The organism is Streptomyces sp. NPDC014861 (assembly GCF_043081625.1).
In the GTDB taxonomy this organism is placed as follows: Bacteria; Actinomycetota; Actinomycetes; order Streptomycetales; family Streptomycetaceae; genus Streptomyces.
The window spans coordinates 96,115-115,890 of the sequence record NZ_JBIBWV010000008.1 but is presented as its reverse complement, the minus strand read 5'-3'; the positions used below and the strand labels follow the sequence as shown (position 1 = coordinate 115,890).

Below are 19,776 nucleotides of genomic sequence, written 5' to 3'. Positions count from 1 at the left end.
TTCAGCCCCTCACAGCTTCATCAGGCTGGCGTCGTCGACCGAGGCCGAGTGGCGGGATCGGAAGACGGACACGATGATCGCGAGCCCGACGACGACCTCCGCGGCGGCCACGACCATCGTGAAGAAGGCGATGATCTGGCCGTCGAGGTTGCCGTGCATGCGGGAGAAGGCGACGAACGCGAGGTTGCAGGCGTTGAGCATGAGCTCCACGCACATGAAGACCACGATCGCGTTCCGCCGGATCAGCACCCCGACCGCACCGATGGTGAACAGCAGGGCGGCGAGATACAGGTAGTTGACGGGGCTCACCGGTTGGCCTCCTCTCCGTTGCGAGCGTCGCCGCGGGCGTCGTCCCGGGTCTCGTCCCGGTCGCGTCCGAGTCGCTCCGAGGAGCGCTGCTCCAGGGCCTTGAGGTCGGCGAGCGCCTCGCCCGACACGTCCCGCACCTGGCCCCGCTTGCGCAGGGTGGAGATGACGGTGAGCTCGGACGGGGTGCCGTCGGGCAGCAGGCCCGGCACGTCCACGGCGTTGTGCCGGGCGTAGACGCCGGGGGCGGGCAGCGGCGGCAGGTGCTTGCCCTCGCGCACGCGCTGCTCGGCCAGCTCGCGCTGGGTCCTGGCCCGCTCGGTGCGCTCCCGGTGGGTGAGGAGCATCGCGCCGACGGACGCGGTGATGAGCAGGGCGCCGGTGATCTCGAAGGCGAAGACGTACTTGGTGAAGATGAGGGCCGCCAGGCCCTCCACGTTGCCCCCGTGGGCGGCGTTCGCCGCGCCGAGGCCGGCGAACTCGGTCAGCGTCGCGTTCCCGATGCCGGCGAAGAGCAGGACGCCGAAGCCGAGGCCGCAGGCGGCGGCCCACCAGCGCTGGCCCTTGATGGTCTCCTTCAGCGAGTCCGCGGCCGTGACACCGACCAGCATGACGACGAAGAGGAAGAGCATCATGATCGCGCCGGTGTAGACGACGATCTGCACGATGCCGAGGAAGTACGCGCCGTTGGCCAGGTAGAAGACCGCGAGGACGATCATCGTGCCGGCCAGGCAGAGCGCCGAGTGCACGGCCTTCTTCATGAGGATGGTGCACAGCGCGCCGACGACGGCGACGGTGCCGAGCACCCAGAACTGGATCGCCTCGCCGGTGGAGGTCGCGTAGGCCGCGAGCGCGCTCATCGGCCGACCGCCTTCCCGGACGCGGGCTCGTTCTCGCCGAAGGTCGACTCGCCCTCCTGCGGCTTCTCCCCCTTGGAGACGGCGACCTGGGGCTCGGTCCCGGGGGCGGCCTCGACGACCAGGCCCCGGTAGTAGTCCTGCTCGGTCATGCCGGGGAAGATCGCGTGCGGGGTGTCGACCATGCGCTCGTCGAGGCCCGCGAGCAGCTGCTCCTTGGTGTAGATCAGGTTCTCGCGGGAGGAGTCGGCCAGCTCGAACTCGTTGGTCATCGTCAGCGCGCGGGTGGGGCACGCCTCGATGCACAGCCCGCACAGGATGCAGCGGGCGTAGTTGATCTGGTAGACGCGGCCGTACCGCTCGCCGGGCGAGTAGCGCTCCTCGTCCGTGTTGTCCGCGCCCTCCACGTAGATGGCGTCGGCGGGACAGGCCCAGGCGCACAGCTCGCAGCCGACGCACTTCTCCAGGCCGTCCGGGTGGCGGTTGAGCTGGTGCCGGCCGTGGAAGCGGGGTGCCGTCGTCTTCGGCTGCTCCGGGTACTGCTCGGTCAGCCGCTTCTTGAACATGGCCTTGAAGGTCACGCCGAAGCCGGCCACCGGATTCTGGAAGTCAGACACGATCCGTCCCCCTTTCGTCACTCTCAGTAGCAGTATCGGGGCCACCACTGACAACGAGGTCCCGCTGGTGTCGGGGCCTGCGCCGGGGCACGGGCGGCAGGGACTGTCCGGGCTTGGGCGGTACGGGGAAGCCGCCGGCCATCGGGTCGAACTCCGGCTCGTCGGCGGGCCCGCCCGCCGGCTCCTTCCCCTTCCGGTCGCGGAAGAGGTCGGCGACGAAGGAGAGCAGCAGCACCACCAGGACGGCACCGGCCACGTACAGCACGATGTTGGTGAAGGCGATGTTCTCGTTGCGCAGCGCCCGGACGGTGGCGACCAGCATCAGCCAGACCACGGAGACCGGGATGAGGACCTTCCAGCCGAGCTTCATCAGCTGGTCGTAGCGGACCCGGGGGAGGGTGCCGCGGAGCCAGATGAAGAAGAAGAGCAGCAGCTGCACCTTGAGGACGAACCACAGCATCGGCCACCAGCCGTGGTTGGCGCCCTCCCAGAAGGTGGAGATCGGGTACGGGGCCCGCCAGCCGCCGAGGAAGAGCGTCACCGACACCGCGGAGACCGTCACCATGTTCACGTACTCGGCGAGCATGAACATCGCGAACTTGATGGACGAGTACTCGGTGTTGAAGCCGCCGACGAGGTCGCCCTCGGACTCCGGCATGTCGAAGGGGGCGCGGTTGGTCTCGCCGACCATCGTCACGATGTAGATGAGGAACGACACCGGCAGCAGGATCACGAACCAGCGGTCCTGCTGGGCCTCGACGATCGCCGAGGTCGACATGGAGCCGGAGTAGAGGAAGACGGAGGCGAAGGCGGCGCCCATGGCGATCTCGTACGAGATCATCTGCGCGCAGGAGCGGAGGCCGCCGAGGAGCGGGTACGTGGAGCCGGACGACCAGCCGGCGAGCACGATGCCGTAGATGCCGACGGAGGCGACCGCGAGGATGTAGAGCATCGCGATCGGCAGGTCGGTGAGCTGCATCGTGGTGCGCTGGCCGAAGATCGACACCTCGTTGCCGGCCGGCCCGAAGGGGATCACGGCGATGGCCATGAAGGCGGGGACGGCGGCGACGATCGGGGCCAGGACGTAGACGACCTTGTCGGCCCGCTTGACGATCAGATCCTCCTTGAGCATCAGCTTGATGCCGTCCGCGAGGGACTGGAGGAGGCCCCAGGGGCCGTGCCGGTTGGGGCCGATGCGCAGCTGCATCCAGGCGACGACCTTGCGCTCCCACACGATGGAGAAGAGCACGGTGACCATCAGGAACGCGAAGCAGAAGACCGCCTTGACCGCGACGAGCCACCAGGGGTCCGTCCCGAACAGGGAGAGGTCTTCGGCGGCGAGGAGCGTGTTCACGCCTGCGCCTCCTTCGGGGTGGCCGGGCCGATGTGGACCAGGTCGCCGGGGCGGGCGCCGGTGGCGGTCAGGACTCCGGGGGCGGTGGAGTTCAGCGGGAGCCAGACGACGCGGTCGGGCATGTCGGTGACCTTCAGCGGGAGGGCGACCGCGCCGGCGGGGCCGGTGACCTCCAGCAGGTCGCCGTCCTTGACGCCGGTGTCGGCGGCGGTGGCGGCGGAGAGCCGGGCGACCGCCGCGTGGCGGGTGCCGGCCAGGGCGGTGTCGCCCTCCTGGAGGCGGCCCAGGTCGAGCAGGAGCCGGTGGCCTGCGAGGACCGCCTGGTCGTCGCCGGGCCGGGGGGCCGGGACGGCGTGCGCGGTGGGCTCGGAGGCCCGCTCCTCGGTCCACCGGCCGAGCCGGTCCAGCTCGCGCCGGGCCGCCCGCAGGTCGGGCAGGGCGAGGTGGGCGTCCATGGCGTCGGCCAGCATGTGCAGGACCCGGGCGTCCGTCGGGGCGAGCGGGCGGGTCATCTGCTCGGGCTTGAGCGCGGCCTCGAACATCCGGACGCGGCCTTCCCAGTTGAGGAAGGTGCCGGACTTCTCGGCGACCGCGGCGACCGGCAGGACGACGTCGGCGTGCTCGGTGACGGCGCCGGGGCGCAGTTCGAGGGAGACGACGAAGGCCGCGCCGAGGGCTTCACGCGCGCGTGCCGGGTCGGGCAGGTCGTCGACGCCGACGCCGCCGACGAGGAGTCCGGCGAGTTCGCCGGTGGCGGCCGCCTCCACGATCTGGCCGGTGTCGCGGCCGTAGCCGTGCGGGAGTTCGCGGACGCCCCAGGCGGCGGCGACCTCCTCACGCGCGCGGGGGTCGGTCGCGGGCCGGCCGCCGGGGAGGAGGCTCGGCAGCGCTCCGGCCTCGATCGCGCCGCGCTCGCCGGCCCGCCGCGGGATCCACACCAGCGCCGCGCCGGTGGCGGCGGAGGCGCGGAGCGCGGCGGTCAGCGCGCCGGGCACCGCGGCGAGCCGCTCGCCGACGGCGATGACGGCGCCGTCCTGGCGCAGGGCCTCGGACGCGGCCCAGCCGGTGGGGTCGAGGCCGACCCGGGAGGTGAGGGCGTCGAGCCACTCGGTCTCGGTGCCGGGGGCGGCGGGCAGCAGCGTGCCGCCGGCCTTCTCCAGGCCGCGGGTGGCGTGGGTGGCGACGGCGTACGTCCTCTGCCCGTGCTTGCGCCAGGCCTTGCGGAGCCGCAGGAAGACGCCGGGGGCCTCCTCCTCGGACTCCAGGCCGACGAGCAGGACCATGGGGGCGGCTTCGAGGGTCGTGTACGTGACCCCGCCGCCGTCCAGGTCCCGGCCGCGCCCGGCGACGTAGGAGGCGAGGAAGTCGGCCTCCTCGCCGGAGTGGATCCGGGCGCGGAAGTCGACGTCGTTGGTGTCGAGGGCGACGCGGGCGAACTTGGCGTAGGCGTAGGCGTCCTCGACGGTGAGCCGGCCGCCGGCCAGGACTCCGGTGCGGCCGCGGACGAGCCCGCGGGCGGCGGCTTCCAGGGCCTCGGGCCAGGAGGCCGGTTCGAGGACCCCGTCCGCGTTGCGCACGAGGGGGGTCGTCAGCCGGTCGCGCTGCTGGGCGTACCGGAAGGCGAACCGGCCCTTGTCGCAGATCCACTCCTCGTTGACCTCGGGGTCGTTCTGCGCGAGGCGCCGCATGACCTTGCCGCGGCGGTGGTCGGTGCGGGTGGCGCAGCCGCCGGCGCAGTGCTCGCAGACCGAGGGCGAGGAGACGAGGTCGAAGGGGCGGGAGCGGAAGCGGTAGGCGGCGGAGGTGAGGGCGCCGACCGGGCAGATCTGGATGGTGTTGCCGGAGAAGTACGACTCGAAGGGGTCGCCCTCGCCGGTGCCGACCTGCTGGAGGGCGCCGCGCTCGATGAGCTCGATCATCGGGTCGCCGGCGACCTGGTTGGAGAAGCGGGTGCAGCGGGCGCAGAGGACGCACCGCTCGCGGTCGAGGAGCACCTGGGTGGAGATCGGGACCGGCTTCTCGTAGGTCCGCTTGACGCCCTCGAAGCGGGACTCGGCCTGTCCGTGGGACATGGCCTGGTTCTGCAGCGGGCACTCGCCGCCCTTGTCGCAGACCGGGCAGTCCAGCGGGTGGTTGATGAGCAGCAGCTCCATCACGCCGTGCTGGGCCTTCTCGGCGACCGGCGAGGTCAGCTGCGACTTGACGACCATGCCGTCGGTGCAGGTGATGGTGCAGGAGGCCATCGGCTTGCGCTGGCCCTCGACCTCGACGATGCACTGGCGGCAGGCGCCGGCGGGGTCGAGGAGGGGGTGGTCGCAGAAGCGGGGGATCTCGATGCCGAGCTGTTCGGCGGCGCGGATGACCAGGGTCCCCTTGGGGACGGAGATCTCGGCGCCGTCGATGGTCAGCGTGACGAGATCCTCCGGCGGTACGGCCGGGCTTCCGCCGCCCGCCGGGGTGGACGCGGTGACGGTCATGCGGTCACCTCCTTGTGGTTGTCCGCCCAGGCGGTCGACTTGGCCGGGTCGAAGGGGCAGCCCCGGCCGGTGATGTGCTGCTCGTACTCCTCGCGGAAGTACTTGAGCGAGGAGAAGATCGGCGAGGCGGCGCCGTCGCCGAGGGCGCAGAACGACTTGCCGTTGATGTTGTCGGCGATGTCGCCCAGCTTGTCGAGGTCGGCCATCTCCCCTTCGCCGGCCTCGATGTCGCGGAGCAGCTGGACGAGCCAGTAGGTGCCCTCGCGGCAGGGGGTGCACTTGCCGCAGGACTCGTGGGCGTAGAACTCGGTCCAGCGGGTGACGGCCCGGACGACGCAGGTGGTCTCGTCGAAGCACTGGAGGGCCTTGGTGCCGAGCATGGAGCCGGCGGCGCCGACGCCCTCGTAGTCGAGCGGCACGTCGAGGTGCTCGTCGGTGAACATGGGGGTGGAGGAGCCGCCGGGCGTCCAGAACTTGAGCCGGTGGCCGGGGCGCATCCCGCCGCTCATGTCGAGGAGCTGGCGCAGGGTGATGCCGAGGGGGGCCTCGTACTGGCCGGGCGAGGCGACGTGCCCGCTCAGCGAGTAGAGCGTGAAGCCCGGGGACTTCTCGCTGCCCATCGAGGTGAACCATTCCTTGCCGCGCTGGAGGATCGCGGGAACGGAGGCGATGGACTCGACGTTGTTCACCACGGTGGGGCAGGCGTAGAGGCCGGCGACCGCGGGGAAGGGGGGCCGCAGCCGGGGCTGGCCGCGGCGGCCTTCGAGCGAGTCGAGCAGGGCGGTCTCCTCGCCGCAGATGTACGCGCCGGCGCCGGCGTGCACGGTGAGTTCGAGGTTCAGTCCGCTGCCGAGGATGTTCCGGCCGAGGTAGCCGGCGGCGTACGCCTCGCGGACCGCCTCGTGGAGGCGGCGCAGGACGGGGACGACCTCGCCGCGCAGGTAGATGAACGCGTGCTCGGAGCGGATCGCGTAGCAGGCGATGATCATTCCCTCGATGAGGGAGTGCGGGTTGGCGAAGAGGAGGGGGATGTCCTTGCAGGTGCCGGGCTCGGACTCGTCGGCGTTGACGACGAGGTAGTGCGGCTTGCCGTCGCCCTGCGGGATGAACTGCCACTTCATGCCGGTGGGGAAGCCGGCGCCGCCGCGTCCGCGGAGGCCGGAGTCCTTCACGTAGGCGATGAGGTCGTCGGGGCTCATGGCGAGCGCCCGCCTCAGGCCCTCGTAGCCCTCGTGGCGCTCGTACGTCTCCAGGGTCCAGGAGTCCGGCTGGTCCCAGAAGGCGGAGAGGACCGGGGAGAGAAGCTTCTCCGGGCTGCTGCTGTTGATCTCGGCCGCCAACGTCATCACGCTCCCTCCTGACCGGCTGCCTCGCCGCGCGGGTGGACGATTCGGGTGTGCGGGGTCTCGCCCTTGGCCAGGCGGAGGCCGACGAGCGAGGCGGCGCCCGCGCCGCCGGTGGCCGCGACGGCGCCGGGGCGCTCGTCGGGGAAGCCGGCGAGGATCCGGGCGGTCTCCTTGAAGGTGCAGAGCGGGGCGCCGCGGGTGGGTTCGACGGTGCGGCCCTCGCGGAGGTCGTCGACCATCTTCTTGGCCGACTCGGGGGTCTGGTTGTCGAAGAACTCCCAGTTGACCATCACCACGGGGGCGTAGTCGCAGGCCGCGTTGCACTCGATGTGCTCGAGGGTGATCCTGCCGTCGTCGGTCGTCTCGTTGTTGCCGACGCCGAGGTGCTCCTTGAGCTCCTCGAAGATGGCGTCGCCGCCCATGACCGCGCAGAGGGTGTTGGTGCAGACGCCGACCTGGTAGTCGCCGGACGGCCTGCGGCGGTACATCGTGTAGAAGGTGGCGACCGCGGTGACCTCGGCGGTGGTCAGGCCGAGCAGGTCGGCGCAGAGCTGCATGCCGGTGCGGGTCACGTGGCCCTCCTCCGCCTGCACGAGGTGCAGCATCGGCAGGAGCGCGGAGCGGGAGTCGGGGTAGCGGTCGATGATCGCCTTCGCGTCCGTCTCCAGCCGGGCCCGGACGTCGTCCGGGTAGGCGGGGGCGGGCAGCTGGGGCATCCCGAGGCTGACGTTCCCGGTCGTCGGGGTCTCCGTCATCGGTCGACGCCTCCCATCACGGGGTCGATGGAGGCGACGGCGACGATGACGTCGGCGACCTGGCCGCCCTCGCACATCGCGGCCATGGCCTGGAGGTTGGTGAAGGACGGGTCGCGGAAGTGGACCCGGAAGGGGCGGGTGCCGCCGTCGGAGACCACGTGCACGCCGAGTTCGCCCTTGGGGGACTCGACGGCCGCGTAGGCCTGGCCGGCCGGGACCCGGAAGCCCTCGGTGACCAGCTTGAAGTGGTGGATCAGGGCCTCCATGGAGGTGCCCATGATCTTCTTGATGTGGTCGAGGGAGTTGCCGAGGCCGTCGGGGCCGAGGGCGAGCTGGGCGGGCCAGGCGATCTTCTTGTCGCCGACCATCACCGGCCCGGGCTCCAGGCGGTCGAGGCACTGCTCGACGATCCGCAGCGACTGGCGCATCTCCTCCAGGCGGACGAGGAAGCGGCCGTAGGAGTCGCAGGTGTCGGCGGTGGGGACCTCGAAGTCGTACTGCTCGTAGCCGCAGTACGGGTCGGTCTTCCGCAGGTCGTGCGGGAGGCCCGCCGACCGGAGGATCGGTCCGGTGGCGCCGAGGGCCATGCAGCCGGTGAGGTCGAGGTGGCCGACGCCCTGCATGCGGGCCTTGAAGATGGGGTTGCCGGTGGCGAGCTTGTCGTACTCCGGCAGGTTCTTCTTCATGGTCTTCACGAACTCGCGCACGGCGTCGACGCCGCCGGGCGGGAGGTCCTGGGCGAGGCCGCCGGGCCGGATGTAGGCGTGGTTCATGCGCAGGCCGGTGATCAGCTCGTACAGGTCCAGGATCATCTCGCGGTCCCGGAAGCCGTAGATCATGATCGTGGTGGCGCCGAGCTCCATGCCGCCGGTGGCGATGCAGACCAGGTGCGAGGAGAGCCGGTTGAGCTCCATGAGGAGGACCCGGATGACGCTGGCCCGGTCGGGGATGTCGTCGGTGATGCCGAGCAGCTTCTCCACGCCGAGGCAGTACGCCGTCTCGTTGTAGAACGAGGTGAGGTAGTCCATGCGCGTGACGAAGGTGGTGCCCTGCGTCCAGGTCCGGTACTCGAGGTTCTTCTCGATGCCGGTGTGGAGGTAGCCGATGCCGCAGCGGGCCTCGGTGACGGTCTCGCCGTCGATCTCCAGGATGAGCCGGAGCACGCCGTGGGTGGACGGGTGCTGGGGGCCCATGTTGACGACGATCCGCTCGTCGTCGGCCTTGGCCGCGGACCGGACGACCTCGTCCCAGTCTCCGCCGGTGACCGTGTAGACGGCCCCTTCGGTGGTCTCGCGGGGGCTGGATGCTGTGCTGTTCACGAGTACGACCTCCGCTGGTCCGGAGCCGGGATCTGGGCGCCCTTGTACTCGACGGCGATGCCGCCGAGCGGATAGTCCTTGCGCTGCGGGTGGCCCTGCCAGTCGTCCGGCATCATGATCCGCGTGAGGGCCTGGTGGCCTTCGAAGACGATCCCGAAGAAGTCGTACGTCTCCCGCTCGTGCCAGTCGTTCGTCGGGTAGACGTCCGTCAGCGAGGGGATCCGCGGGTCGTGGTCGGGGGCCGAGACCTCCAGCCGGATCAGGCGCCCGTGGGTGAGCGAGCGCAGGTGGTAGACGGCGTGCAGCTCGCGGCCCTTGTCGCCCGGGTAGTGGACGCCGGAGACGCCGGTGCAGAGCTCGAAGCGGAGCGCCGGGTCGTCGCGCAGGGTGCGGGCGACCCGGACGAGGTGCTCGCGCTCGATGTGGAAGGTGAGCTCGTCGCGGTCGACGACCGTCTTCTCGATCGCGTTCCCGGGGACGAGCCCCTGCTCCTCCAGGGCGCCTTCGAGTTCGTCCGCGACCTCGTCGAACCAGCCGCCGTAGGGCCGGGCGGCGGGGCCGGGGAGGCGGATCGAGCGGACGAGGCCGCCGTAGCCGGAGGTGTCGCCGCCGTTGTTCGCGCCGAACATCCCGCGCTGGAGCCGTACCTCCTCCCCGTGGTCACCGCGCTGACCGGGCAGGTTCTGCTCGCTCAGCTCCTTCTCGGGGTTCGGGGTTTCGTCGCTCAACGGAGCAGACCCTTCATCTCGATGGTCGGCAGCGCCTTGAGCGCCGCCTCCTCCGCCTCGCGGGCCGCCTCCTCGGCGTTCACGCCGAGCTTGGAGCTCTGGATCTTCTGGTGGAGCTTGAGGATCGCGTCCACCAGCATCTCCGGGCGCGGCGGGCAGCCGGGCAGGTAGATGTCGACCGGCACGATGTGGTCGACGCCCTGCACGATCGCGTAGTTGTTGAACATCCCGCCCGAGGAGGCGCAGACGCCCATGGAGATGACCCACTTGGGGTTGGGCATCTGGTCGTAGACCTGCCGCAGGACGGGCGCCATCTTCTGGCTGACCCGGCCCGCGACGATCATCAGGTCGGCCTGGCGCGGGGAGCCGCGGAAGACCTCCATGCCGAAGCGGGCGAGGTCGTAGCGGCCGGCGCCGGTCGTCATCATCTCGATGGCGCAGCAGGCGAGGCCGAAGGTCGCGGGGAAGACGGATGCCTTCCGGACCCATCCCGCGGCCTGCTCGACGGTGGTCAGCAGAAAACCGCTGGGCAGCTTCTCTTCGAGTCCCATGGGTGCTCCTCAGCCCCTCAGTCCCATTCCAGGCCGCCGCGCCGCCACACGTACGCGTAGGCGACGAAGACGGTGAGCACGAAGAGCAGCATCTCCACGAGCCCGAAAAGCCCCAGGGCGTCGAAGGTGACGGCCCAGGGATAGAGGAAGACGATCTCGATATCGAAGATGATGAAGAGCATCGCCGTCAGGTAGTACTTGATCGGGAAGCGGCCTCCCCCGGCGGGAGTGGGCGTCGGTTCGATGCCGCACTCGTACGCCTCAAGTTTTGCCCTGTTGTACCGCTTTGGGCCGATTAGCGTGGCCATGACCACGGAGAAGATCGCAAACCCCGCACCCAGGGCACCGAGCACGAGGATGGGCGCGTACGCATTCACGCTCCTCGCTCCTTCCAGTCGTCCTTGACCGTTGGACCGCACTGTCGGCTCGCGGAGCCCCGCGGCGACCTCCAGGAAGATCGCCCTCATGTGAGGCAGTTCACAAGCCCGACGTCCGCGTATCTTAAGCCCGCCCCTCTGTGATCTGCGACACGGGGGTCACCAACGGATTTGTGATCTCCACCACCTGACGAAGGATCATGGAGTCGGATGAGCGGTGATCTTGTCGCGTGAAGCGCCCAGGTGATCACGAGGTGTGACATTCGGATCGGAAATCGCTGGTCGGAGCGGGTGCCCCTCTATCAAGAGATGGAGCATGCAAGCAAATTGGCAGTGGACGCATACGGGTGATATAGGCATCGTGATCGCCCGTCCGAGGGGCCGGCGGGACGGAAGTGGACGTCTCGACTCCGTGTGCACGCGTTCACGAGACAGGCATGTGACCTGCGCCACACCTTCGGGCTCCGAAAAAATCGGGGCTTGGCCATCGGTGTCAAGAGGTGGTAAGCGAAGGGCAATTCGGGCATCTCATTGAAAACCCATGATCAAGGGCGCAATGAGCCCCGTCCGATTTGCCCGTTACGGCGTCAATAAGGGCGCCGAGGAAGCGGATTGTGGGGTTCCGGTCGTAACTGTGGCGCAACCCACGTTTCTTGAAGGGAACCGTGAAGCCCTGATAGCGGTTGTACCCATGTCCCACACCGCTCACATACCCAGCCACCGGAAGCCCCGCCGGAGCGCTTCGAAGCTCGCGCTCCGCGCCGGAGTTGCCGGTGGCGTCCTCAGCACCATCGCGGTGGCCGGTGCTGCCGGACCGGCGAATGCCGAGCCGGTGACCGAGACCATCGAGATGCCCACGCTGGGATCGCTCGGCGCCGACCTCTCCAGCGCCGTGGCCGCCTCCGCCGAGGCGTCCCACCAGGAGGCCCTCGGCCAGAGCCTGGAGGCCCAGGAGGCCACCGCCCTGCAGAAGGCCGCCAAGGAGGCCAAGAAGGCCAAGGCCGAGGCCGACCGCAAGGCCGAGGCCGAGCGCGCCGAGAAGGCCCGCCAGGAGGCCGAGGCGAAGGCCGAGCGCGAGCGCGCCGAGGCCGAGGCCCGCGCCGAGGCGCAGGCCCGCGCCTCCCGCGACAGCGCCCGCACCCAGCTGACCTCCACCTCGGGGTCCAACTCGTCCGGCTCGTCCGGTTCATCTGTCTCGGACTCGTCCTCCTCGGGCTCGTCCTCCGGCTCCTCCTCCTCCTCGGACTCGGGCTCCTCGAACGAGGCCGGCTCCTCCTCCGAGTCGACGCAGGCCTCCTCCGGCACCGCCGCCGCGATCGTGGCCTTCGCCCGCGCCCAGGTCGGCGACGCGTACGTCACCGGCGGCACCGGCCCGAACTCGTGGGACTGCTCGGGTCTCGTGCAGGCCGCCTACGCCAACGCCGGCATCGACCTGCCCCGCATCTCGTACCAGCAGTCGAGCATGGGCAGCTCGGTCTCCCTGAGCAACCTCCAGCCGGGCGACATCCTCTACTGGGGCAGCCGCAGCGGCTCGTACCACGTCGCCATCTACGTCGGCGGCGGCAAGTACGTCGGCGCGCAGAACTCCTCCACCGGCGTCGTCGAGCGCTCGCTCGACTGGGACCCGCCGTCGGGCGCCGTGCGTCTTCTCTGATCGCGCGCCACACACACGAAGGGCCGTCACTCCTCGGGGGAGCGACGGCCCTTCGGGGTTCCCGGGGCGTCAGGCCTTGGGGGCGACCTTCGAGAGGCCGTTGATGATGCGGTCCATCGCGTCGCCGCCCGTCGGGTCGGTGAGGTTGGCCAGCATCTTGAGGGTGAACTTCATCAGGACCGGGTGGGTCAGGCCGCGCTGGGTCGCGATCTTCATGACCTTCGGGTTGCCGATGAGCTTCACGAAGGCGCGGCCCAGCGTGTAGTAGCCGCCGTAGGTGTCCTTGAGGATCCGCGGGTAGTTGAGCAGGGCGAGTTCGCGCTGGGCGGGAGTGGCGCGGGCGTGGGCCTGGACGATGACGTCGGCGGCGATCTGTCCGGACTCCATGGCGTAGGCGATGCCCTCGCCGTTGAAGGGGTTGACCAGGCCGCCCGCGTCGCCGACGAGCAGCAGGCCCTTGGTGTAGTGCGGCTGGCGGTTGAAGGCCATGGGGAGGGCCGCGCCGCGGATCGGCGTCGTCATGTTGTCGGGGGTGAAGCCCCAGTCCTCCGGCATCGAGGCGCACCACGCCTTCAGCACCTCGCGCCAGTCCAGCTCGCGGAAGGCGGAGGAGGAGTTGAGGATGCCGAGGCCGACGTTCGAGGTCCCGTCGCCCATGCCGAAGATCCAGCCGTAGCCGGGCAGGAGACGGTCCTCGGCGCCGCGCTTGTCCCACAGCTCCAGCCACGACTCCAGGTAGTCGTCGTCGTGCCGGGGGGTCGTGAAGTACGTGCGGACGGCGACGCCCATCGGGCGGTCCTCGCGCCGGTGCAGGCCCATGGCGAGGGAGAGGCGGGTGGAGTTGCCGTCGGCGGCGACGACCAGCGGGGCGTGGAAGGTGACCTCGGTCTTCTCCTCGCCGAGCTTGGCCTGGACGCCGGTGATCCGGCCGGTGCGGGCGTCGGTGATCGGGGCGCCGACGTTGCAGCGCTCGTACAGCCGGGCACCCGCCTTCTGCGCCTGCCGGGCCAGCAGTTCGTCGAAGTCGTCGCGCTTGCGGACCAGGCCGTAGTCCGGGTACGAGGCGAGATCCGGCCAGTCGAGCTGGAGCCGGACGCCGCCGCCGATGATCCGCAGGCCCTTGTTCCGCAGCCAGCCGGCCTCTTCGGAGATGTCGATGCCCATGGAGACGAGCTGCTTGGTGGCGCGCGGGGTGAGGCCGTCGCCGCAGACCTTCTCGCGCGGGAACGCCGTCTTCTCCAGGAGCAGCACGTCGAGCCCGGCCTTGGCCAGGTAGTACGCGGTGGTGGAGCCTGCCGGGCCCGCCCCGACGACGATCACATCAGCGCTGTGCTCGGAGAGGGGCTTCTCGGTCACGGCGAATCTCCCGAAAGGTCGGCGATGAGGGGTCGTAGGGAAGTCTAGGGCGGGCGGTGCGGAGCGGGGCGGAGGGGCGGCGCTACCGCTCCGGGTGCCAGCCCGCCGACGGCCGGGCGTACGCGTCGAAGCCGTCGGGGACCCGGCCGCGGGGCTCGTGGGCGTTCACCGCGTACGTGCCCGTCGGCTCGTACCGGTCGACGCCCACCGTCCTTCCCGTGCCGGGTTCCTCGAAGCGGAAGCCTCGGCCGGAGACGTTCTCGGAGGTGAGCCTCGCTCGTCGATGTGGGCGAGGGAGCGCAGGCCCCGGTGGGAGCAGCCGCCGGTCTCCACCCGGCCCTCGGCCGGCCCGGTGCCCGCAGGGAGGGGCGGCGGAGGTTCACGGTCCGGTCGTCCGGGGCCGCCGGCCCGCGCCGCGTCGGCGCGGGTGCTCGGCGGCGTACTCACCCCGCGCCGGGACGCGCTACTCCGCCTTGAAGCCCCGGTGGAGGGCCACGATGCCGCCGGTCAGGTTGCGCCAGGCGACCCTGGACCAGCCGGCCTTCTGGAGGAGGGCGGCCAGGGAGGGCTGGTCCGGCCAGGACTGGATGGACTCGGCGAGGTAGACGTACGCGTCGGGGTTGGAGGAGACCGCGCGGGCCACCGGCGGCAGCGCGCGCATCAGGTACTCCTCGTACACCGTGCGGAACGGCGCCCACGTCGGGTGCGAGAACTCGGAGATGACGACCCGGCCGCCGGGCTTCGTGACCCGGTACAGCTCGCGCAGCGCCTGCTCGGTGTCCTGGATGTTGCGCAGGCCGAAGGAGATGGTGACCGCGTCGAAGACGTCGTCCCTGAACGGCAGCCTCGTGCCGTCGCCCGCGGTGAACGGCATCCACGGGTGGCGCTGCTTCCCGACCCGGAGCATGCCGAGCGAGAAGTCGCACGGGACGACGTACGCGCCCGCCCGCGCGAAGGGCTGCGAGGACGTGGCGGTGCCGGCCGCGAGGTCGAGGATCCTCTGCGCCGGGCGCGCGTCGACCGCCCTGGCGACCTCCTTGCGCCACCTGCGGTCCTGGCCGAGCGAGAGCACGTCGTTGGTGAGGTCGTAGTTGGCCGCCACGTCGTCGAACATGGAGGCGACTTCGTGCGGCTGTTTGTCCAGGTTGGCTCGGGTCACGGGACCCATTCAAGCAGCCGCCCGAATCTCTTCCCGTACCGCTTCAACCTTTCGGGCCCGGGGGCGCTCAAGGACGGTCGAACACAGCAGACGACGGCGAGGAGAGCGGGAGTGCGATGGCAGTGTCGACCGAGGTGAGACCCGGACCGGCGACGGCAGGGGGTGCGGCGGTGGACGTGGGGTCGGAGGCCGGTTTCGAGGAGTTCGCCCGCTCGGCGCAGCAGCGGCTGTACCGGACGGCGTACCTGCTCTGCGGGGACGCGGAGGGCGCGCGGGACCTGACGCAGACCACGCTGGCCAAGCTGTACCAGCACTGGCGGCGGGCGGGCGCGGCCGACCATCCGCACGCCTACGCCAAGAAGGTCCTGACGCGGACCTTCCTGGCGGAGCGGCGGCGCCGGCTGCGGGACCTGCTCGCGCTGACCCGCACCGGCGGCACCGTGCCGGAGCCCGCCGCCGACCACGCCGACCTGCGCGTGACGCTGCTCGCCGCGCTGGCCGAGCTGCCGCCGAGGGCGCGGGCGATGGTCGTGCTGCGCTACTGGGACGACCAGAGCGTGGCCTCCGTGGCGGCGCTCCTCCGGTGCAGCGAGGCCACCGTCAAGAGCCAGTGCTCGCGTTCCCTCGCCCGACTCCGTGAACGCCTGGCCGACGCCGGGCTCTCCCTGACAGGAAGCTGAGGTCCACCGTGGAAGACATCGACGACACCGTCCTGCTGCGCGACGCCCTGGACCGCACGACGGACGGGCTGCCGCCGCTGCCCGACCTCGCGCCGCTCGCGGTGCGCGAGGGGCGCAGGCGCCGGGCCCGCTCCCGCCTCGCGGTCGGCTCGGCCGCCTTCGCCGTGGTCACGGCGGGGGCACTGGGCCTCACGCTGCTGCCGGGGGCCGGCCCGGGCGCGGCGGCGCCCGCCGTCTCGACCGTCGGCGGGCAGGGGCTGTCCGAGGAGGAGCGGGCGTTCCGGGAGGAGTACCGGCGGAAGATGGCGGAGCTGCTGGACGAGCGGCTTCCGGCGGAGGTCACCGGCGTGCGGCCCGAGGGCGACCGGGTGAGCGAGTACCGGTTCGAGGCGGGCGGCGAGACCTTCCGCATGGTCGTGTCGGTGCGGAGGCCGTCGCAGGCCCCGCCCACCGGCAGGGACGGGGGGAAGCTGAGGATCGGCCCGATCAGCGAGCTCGGCGGCCGGGTGCACGTGGGCTACATGTACCACCGGAGCGAGGTCACCTTCCTCGTGTACGACGGGAGGACGGGAGCGCCGCTGTCACCGGGCGACCTGTTCCACGTCGCCGACGACCCGCGCTTCCTGGAGCTCGTGAAGGAGGCGGACGCGCACCCGATGGAGGCGGACGACCCGCCGCTCGAATTCGTCGTCACGACGGTGCGGTTCACCGACCGCTCGCACCTCGGGGGCGTTCAGCGCGACCGGTAGACCAGCCGCCCCTCCACGACCGTCGCCACGCACGTCGACGCGCCCCGGCGGACCAGCGCCGCCGTGTCGGGGACGTCGAAGACGGCGAAGCGGGCCGGGGCCCCGGGGGTCAGGCGCGGGAGCAGGATGAGCGGGGTCGGGGAGAGCGCCGGCGGGCCGGGGAGGACGTCGGGGCGGCGGCCGACGGCGAGGCCGGCGCGGCGGACCGCGTCGGCGGCGGCCCGGGCGCGCAGTTCGCCGGCGACCGCGACGGTGCCGTGCGCGAGCATCCGCTGGACCCCGCGCCGCGCGCTGGCGCCGAGCCGGGCGGGGTCGGCACGGAAGAGTTCGGCCGCGCGCTCCCCCGTGATCGGCGCGGTGCCGTGGGCGTCGGCCTCGCGCGGGTCCGGGTGGTAGGTCCGCTCCAGGAGTTCGGGGGCGTACGGGTTGAGCAGTCCGGGCGTGAGGATGCCGGGCCAGCGGCGGAGGCGGGGGGCCATGGGGGTCCCCCCTGCCCGAGCGGGGCCGGGGGCTGGGGGGATCCCTTCCGCCAGCTCCTCGTACGGGCCGACGGCGGCGATCCGGGCGCCGTCGACGAGGACCGCGGTCTCCGGCGAGGCCTCGGCGACGTGCAGGGTCAGCAACGGGGCCTCAGTTCGCGTCGAGGAGCTTCAGCTCGGGGTGGGCGGTGCCGCCCTCGATGGCCACCGAGGAGATGTGCGAGGCGACGCGGTCGTCGACCGGGTCGTTCGCCGGGTCGTCGTGGACGGCCAGGTGCTCGTAGGTGGTGGAGCGCTGGGCGGGGACGCGGTCGGCCTTGCGGATCAGGTCGATGATCTCCAGGCGGTTGGAGCGGTGCTTGGCTCCGGCGGAGGAGACGACGTTCTCCTCCAGCATGATCGAGCCGAGGTCGTCGGCGCCGTAGTGCAGGGAGAGCTGGCCGACCTCCTTGCCGGTGGTCAGCCAGGAGCCCTGGATGTGGGCGATGTTGTCCAGGAAGAGCCGGGCGATCGCGATCATGCGCAGGTACTCGAAGAGCGTGGCCTGCGTACGGCCCTTGAGGTGGTTGTTCTCGGGCTGGTACGTGTACGGGATGAAGGCCCGGAAGCCGCCCGTCCGGTCCTGCGTGTCGCGGATCATCCGCAGGTGCTCGATCCGCTCGGCGTTGGTCTCGCCGGTGCCCATGAGCATGGTGGAGGTGGACTCGACGCCCAGCTTGTGGGCGATCTCCATGATCTCCAGCCAGCGCTCGCCGGACTCCTTGAGCGGCGCGATGGCCTTGCGGGGGCGCTCCGGGAGGAGCTCCGCTCCCGCTCCGGCGAAGGAGTCGAGGCCGGCGGCGTGGATGCGGCTGATGGCCTCCTCGACGGAGACTCCGGAGATGCGCGCCATGTGCTCGACCTCGGAGGCGCCGAGGGAGTGGATGACGAGCTGGGGGAAGTCCTTCTTGATGGCGGCGAAGTGCTTCTCGTAGTACTCGACGCCGTAGTCCGGGTGGTGGCCGCCCTGGAACATGATCTGGGTGCCGCCGAGCTCGACGGTCTCCGCGCAGCGGCGCAGGATGTCTTCGAGGTCCCGGGTCCAGCCCTTCTTCGTGTCCTTGGGGGCGGCGTAGAAGGCGCAGAACTTGCAGGCCGTCACGCAGACGTTGGTGTAGTTGATGTTCCGCTCGATGATGTACGTCGCGATGTGCTCGGTACCGGCGTAGCGGCGTCGGCGCACGGCGTCGGCGGCGGCGCCGAGGGCGTGCAGGGGCGCCGAGCGGTACAGGTCGAGCGCCTCCTCGGGGGTGATCCGGCCACCCGCGGCGGCACGGTCGAGAACGGACTGCGGGTCGGCCTTCTCGGTCACCGTTTCGTCCCTTTCGGAGGGTTGCGGACAGACCGCACCAGCCTACGCCAGCAGGGGTGCGGGACCGGGGCGGGGTCCGCGGCGGCGTGAATTTCCTATGAACGTCTCGTGGCACGAATCCCGTGAAGGGAACGCGGAGACGCGACAGGGAGCCCGGAGGGGAATTGCGGGGACGAATTGCCCGGGTGCGGTGATGGCTCGCGGGACCCGATAGCGGGGTGTCGCCGCGCCCTATTCCGCCGGCAGCAGATCGACCTTCACGTCCGCCGGAAATCCGGTCGTCGGTCCGGTGCGGCGGGCGAACTCCCGTACTCCGGCGAGTTGCTCGGGACCGAAGCGGAAGTCGAGCGTGCGGAAGTAGCGCTCCAACAGCTCGGCGTCGAATGCCTCCCAGCGGGCGGCCTGTTCGGCGACCTTGGTGACCTCGTCGAGGGAGAGGTCGCGGGAGGCGAGGAAGGCGCGGTGGACGTCGTGGACGGTCTCCGGTTCGCGGTCCAGATAGTCCTTGCGGGCGGCCCAGACGGCGAAGACGAAGGGGAGTCCCGTCCATTCCTTCCACATCAGGCCGAGGTCGTGGACCTGGAGCCCGAGCCGGGGGGCGTCGTGCAGCGAGGCGCGCAGGGCGGCGTCCCCGATCAGCACGGCCGCCTCGGCCTCCTGCATCATCAGCCCCAGGTCGGGCGGGCAGGTGTAGTACGCCGGCGCGACCCCGTACCGCTCGGAGAGCAGCAGCTGGGCGAGGCGGACCGAGGTGCGGGAGGTGGAGCCGAGCGCGACGCGGGCGCCGTCCAGTTCCTCCAGGGGCCGCTGGGAGACGATCACGCAGGACATGACGGGGCCGTCGCAGCCGACGGCGATGTCGGGGAGCGCGACGAGCCGGTCGGCGTGGCGGAGGTACTCGACGAGGGTGATCGGGCCGATGTCGAGACCGCCCCGGACGAGCCGTTCGCTCAGCTTCTCGGGGGTGTCCTTGGTCAGCTCCAGATCGAGGAGCGTCCCGGTCCTGGCGAGGCCCCAGTAGAGGGGCAGGCAGTTCAGGAACTGGATGTGCCCGACCCGGGGCCGGCTGCGCTGGTGCTCGTCGTTCGCATGGTCCACATCGCGAGGTTAGACCCGTCTCGTACCGTGGACATCGCCGGGGGACTTCGACGCGGCGCGTCAGCACGTGGGGAAGAGATCAAACATGCGGGTGACGTGATCTTTCCCTCTATCGCTGCGGCGGCCTGCGTGCTAGGCTTTACGCAAGTTGCAGTTTGGTTTCCCTTGCAGTACAGAGCCTGCGGAGCATGTAACCCGCAGGCTTTTGTAGTTTTCAGACTTGTTTGCAGGTTCTGGAGCAGGGCGACCCTTTGGCCCATAGGAGGGCTCATGGCTACCGGAACCGTCAAGTGGTTCAACGCTGAAAAGGGCTTTGGCTTCATCGCCCAGGAAGGCGGCGGCCCGGATGTCTTCGTCCACTACTCCGCGATCAACGCGAACGGCTTCCGTTCGCTTGAGGAGAACCAGCAGGTGAGCTTCGACGTCACGCAGGGTCCGAAGGGCCCGCAGGCGGAGAACGTTTCCGCGATCTGAACGCCGTAGTGGCGATCGTGATCTTCTAGAGCAGTACCCAAGGAGCCCCGCTCCGTGCCGCAGGTGCGGTACGAGCGGGGCTCCTGCCC

The 19,776-nt window shown here is 70.7% G+C and carries 21 protein-coding genes; 4 read left to right on the top strand and 17 right to left on the bottom strand.

Translation table 11 applies throughout. The annotated features are described in order from the left end of the window. Positions 1-9 precede the first annotated feature (9 nt). The 11 genes from nuoK to ACF1BN_RS18640 are packed head-to-tail and all read right to left on the bottom strand — an operon-like array spanning position 10 to position 10,687. The gene (gene nuoK / locus ACF1BN_RS18690; RefSeq protein WP_376595969.1) at positions 10-309 is read right to left on the bottom strand and encodes an NADH-quinone oxidoreductase subunit NuoK; all 300 of its coding nucleotides are present in this window, start codon (positions 307-309) and stop codon (positions 10-12) included. Continuing rightward, positions 306-1,166 carry an NADH-quinone oxidoreductase subunit J gene (locus ACF1BN_RS18685; RefSeq protein ID WP_392332695.1) on the bottom strand — a complete coding sequence of 287 codons (861 nt, stop codon included), beginning with the start codon at positions 1,164-1,166 and terminating at the stop codon, positions 306-308. Before ACF1BN_RS18685 ends, nuoK begins: the two co-directional genes overlap by 4 nt. Beyond that, the gene (gene nuoI / locus ACF1BN_RS18680) at positions 1,163-1,780 is read right to left on the bottom strand and encodes an NADH-quinone oxidoreductase subunit NuoI (protein WP_392332694.1); all 618 of its coding nucleotides are present in this window, start codon (positions 1,778-1,780) and stop codon (positions 1,163-1,165) included. The genes ACF1BN_RS18685 and nuoI overlap by 4 nt, the downstream gene beginning before the upstream one ends. After that, positions 1,773-3,134 carry an NADH-quinone oxidoreductase subunit NuoH gene (gene nuoH / locus ACF1BN_RS18675; RefSeq protein ID WP_392332693.1) on the bottom strand — a complete coding sequence of 454 codons (1,362 nt, stop codon included), beginning with the start codon at positions 3,132-3,134 and terminating at the stop codon, positions 1,773-1,775. Before nuoH ends, nuoI begins: the two co-directional genes overlap by 8 nt. Continuing rightward, positions 3,131-5,611: an NADH-quinone oxidoreductase subunit G gene (locus tag ACF1BN_RS18670; RefSeq protein ID WP_392332692.1), complete on the bottom strand. Its 2,481-nt coding sequence runs from the start codon at positions 5,609-5,611 to the stop codon at positions 3,131-3,133. Before ACF1BN_RS18670 ends, nuoH begins: the two co-directional genes overlap by 4 nt. Continuing rightward, a complete protein-coding gene (gene nuoF / locus ACF1BN_RS18665) occupies positions 5,608-6,957 on the bottom strand; it encodes an NADH-quinone oxidoreductase subunit NuoF (RefSeq protein ID WP_392332913.1) in 1,350 nt (449 codons plus the stop codon). The genes ACF1BN_RS18670 and nuoF overlap by 4 nt, the downstream gene beginning before the upstream one ends. Continuing rightward, on the bottom strand, positions 6,957-7,712 hold the full coding sequence (nuoE, locus tag ACF1BN_RS18660; protein ID WP_392332691.1) for an NADH-quinone oxidoreductase subunit NuoE: 756 nt from the start codon (positions 7,710-7,712) through the stop codon (positions 6,957-6,959). Before nuoE ends, nuoF begins: the two co-directional genes overlap by 1 nt. Then, positions 7,709-9,031 (bottom strand): NADH-quinone oxidoreductase subunit D, encoded by a 1,323-nt coding sequence (locus ACF1BN_RS18655; RefSeq protein WP_392332690.1) that lies wholly within the window; start codon positions 9,029-9,031, stop codon positions 7,709-7,711. The genes nuoE and ACF1BN_RS18655 overlap by 4 nt, the downstream gene beginning before the upstream one ends. Beyond that, entirely contained in the window at positions 9,028-9,759 is a 732-nt protein-coding gene (locus tag ACF1BN_RS18650) for an NADH-quinone oxidoreductase subunit C (RefSeq protein ID WP_392332689.1), read from the bottom strand. Before ACF1BN_RS18650 ends, ACF1BN_RS18655 begins: the two co-directional genes overlap by 4 nt. Further along, a complete protein-coding gene (locus ACF1BN_RS18645; RefSeq protein ID WP_030758424.1) occupies positions 9,756-10,310 on the bottom strand; it encodes an NADH-quinone oxidoreductase subunit B family protein in 555 nt (184 codons plus the stop codon). The genes ACF1BN_RS18650 and ACF1BN_RS18645 overlap by 4 nt, the downstream gene beginning before the upstream one ends. A gap of 17 nt (positions 10,311-10,327) precedes the next feature. Further along, positions 10,328-10,687: an NADH-quinone oxidoreductase subunit A gene (locus ACF1BN_RS18640; RefSeq protein WP_007490928.1), complete on the bottom strand. Its 360-nt coding sequence runs from the start codon at positions 10,685-10,687 to the stop codon at positions 10,328-10,330. A 691-nt stretch (positions 10,688-11,378) separates the two neighbouring features. Between ACF1BN_RS18640 and ACF1BN_RS18635 the strand changes: the two genes are divergently transcribed. After that, positions 11,379-12,341, top strand: a complete 963-nt coding sequence (locus ACF1BN_RS18635; protein WP_392332688.1) for a C40 family peptidase — start codon at positions 11,379-11,381, stop codon at positions 12,339-12,341. A gap of 69 nt (positions 12,342-12,410) precedes the next feature. On the opposite strand, the gene ACF1BN_RS18630 is transcribed toward ACF1BN_RS18635, so the two are convergent. From ACF1BN_RS18630 to ACF1BN_RS18620, 3 genes are all read right to left on the bottom strand, one after another. Continuing rightward, positions 12,411-13,697 carry a geranylgeranyl reductase family protein gene (locus ACF1BN_RS18630; protein WP_392332687.1) on the bottom strand — a complete coding sequence of 429 codons (1,287 nt, stop codon included), beginning with the start codon at positions 13,695-13,697 and terminating at the stop codon, positions 12,411-12,413. 82 nt (positions 13,698-13,779) lie between these two features. Then, positions 13,780-13,905, bottom strand: coding sequence for a hypothetical protein (locus ACF1BN_RS18625; protein ID WP_392332686.1), 126 nt, complete (start codon positions 13,903-13,905; stop codon positions 13,780-13,782). Between the two features lie 255 nt (positions 13,906-14,160). Then, positions 14,161-14,856 (bottom strand): demethylmenaquinone methyltransferase, encoded by a 696-nt coding sequence (locus ACF1BN_RS18620; protein ID WP_392332685.1) that lies wholly within the window; start codon positions 14,854-14,856, stop codon positions 14,161-14,163. 116 nt (positions 14,857-14,972) lie between these two features. Here ACF1BN_RS18620 and ACF1BN_RS18615 point away from each other — a divergent pair, with 116 nt between their 5' ends. Further along, a complete protein-coding gene (locus tag ACF1BN_RS18615) occupies positions 14,973-15,536 on the top strand; it encodes a SigE family RNA polymerase sigma factor (RefSeq protein WP_392332684.1) in 564 nt (187 codons plus the stop codon). Between the two features lie 8 nt (positions 15,537-15,544). Next, positions 15,545-16,285: a hypothetical protein gene (locus ACF1BN_RS18610; RefSeq protein WP_392332683.1), complete on the top strand. Its 741-nt coding sequence runs from the start codon at positions 15,545-15,547 to the stop codon at positions 16,283-16,285. Here the strand turns inward: ACF1BN_RS18610 and ACF1BN_RS18605 are convergent. The 3 genes from ACF1BN_RS18605 to ACF1BN_RS18595 form a co-directional block, all read right to left on the bottom strand. Further along, on the bottom strand, positions 16,270-16,908 hold the full coding sequence (locus ACF1BN_RS18605; protein WP_392332682.1) for a hypothetical protein: 639 nt from the start codon (positions 16,906-16,908) through the stop codon (positions 16,270-16,272). The two genes, ACF1BN_RS18610 and ACF1BN_RS18605, sit on opposite strands and share 16 nt — an antisense overlap. Before the next feature lie 7 nt (positions 16,909-16,915). Beyond that, positions 16,916-18,115, bottom strand: coding sequence for a cyclic dehypoxanthinyl futalosine synthase (mqnC, locus tag ACF1BN_RS18600; RefSeq protein WP_392332681.1), 1,200 nt, complete (start codon positions 18,113-18,115; stop codon positions 16,916-16,918). A 231-nt stretch (positions 18,116-18,346) separates the two neighbouring features. Next, a complete protein-coding gene (locus ACF1BN_RS18595; RefSeq protein WP_392332680.1) occupies positions 18,347-19,213 on the bottom strand; it encodes a menaquinone biosynthetic enzyme MqnA/MqnD family protein in 867 nt (288 codons plus the stop codon). Between the two features lie 270 nt (positions 19,214-19,483). On the opposite strand from ACF1BN_RS18595, the gene ACF1BN_RS18590 reads away from it, so the two are divergent. After that, a complete protein-coding gene (locus ACF1BN_RS18590) occupies positions 19,484-19,687 on the top strand; it encodes a cold shock domain-containing protein (protein WP_391024199.1) in 204 nt (67 codons plus the stop codon). Positions 19,688-19,776 lie beyond the last annotated feature (89 nt).

What these genes read in the sequence shown, in the direction of transcription:
- ACF1BN_RS18685 (WP_392332695.1), bottom strand. Translation starts at nt 1,166, where the DNA reads ATGAGCGCGCTCGCGGCCTACGCGACCTCCACCGGCGAGGCGATCCAG.
- ACF1BN_RS18670 (WP_392332692.1), bottom strand. Translation starts at nt 5,611, where the DNA reads ATGACCGTCACCGCGTCCACCCCGGCGGGCGGCGGAAGCCCGGCCGTA.
- nuoF (WP_392332913.1), bottom strand. Translation starts at nt 6,957, where the DNA reads ATGACGTTGGCGGCCGAGATCAACAGCAGCAGCCCGGAGAAGCTTCTC.
- nuoE (WP_392332691.1), bottom strand. Translation starts at nt 7,712, where the DNA reads ATGACGGAGACCCCGACGACCGGGAACGTCAGCCTCGGGATGCCCCAG.
- ACF1BN_RS18645 (WP_030758424.1), bottom strand. Translation starts at nt 10,310, where the DNA reads ATGGGACTCGAAGAGAAGCTGCCCAGCGGTTTTCTGCTGACCACCGTC.
- ACF1BN_RS18635 (WP_392332688.1), top strand. Translation starts at nt 11,379, where the DNA reads ATGTCCCACACCGCTCACATACCCAGCCACCGGAAGCCCCGCCGGAGC.
- ACF1BN_RS18615 (WP_392332684.1), top strand. Translation starts at nt 14,973, where the DNA reads ATGGCAGTGTCGACCGAGGTGAGACCCGGACCGGCGACGGCAGGGGGT.
- ACF1BN_RS18590 (WP_391024199.1), top strand. Translation starts at nt 19,484, where the DNA reads ATGGCTACCGGAACCGTCAAGTGGTTCAACGCTGAAAAGGGCTTTGGC.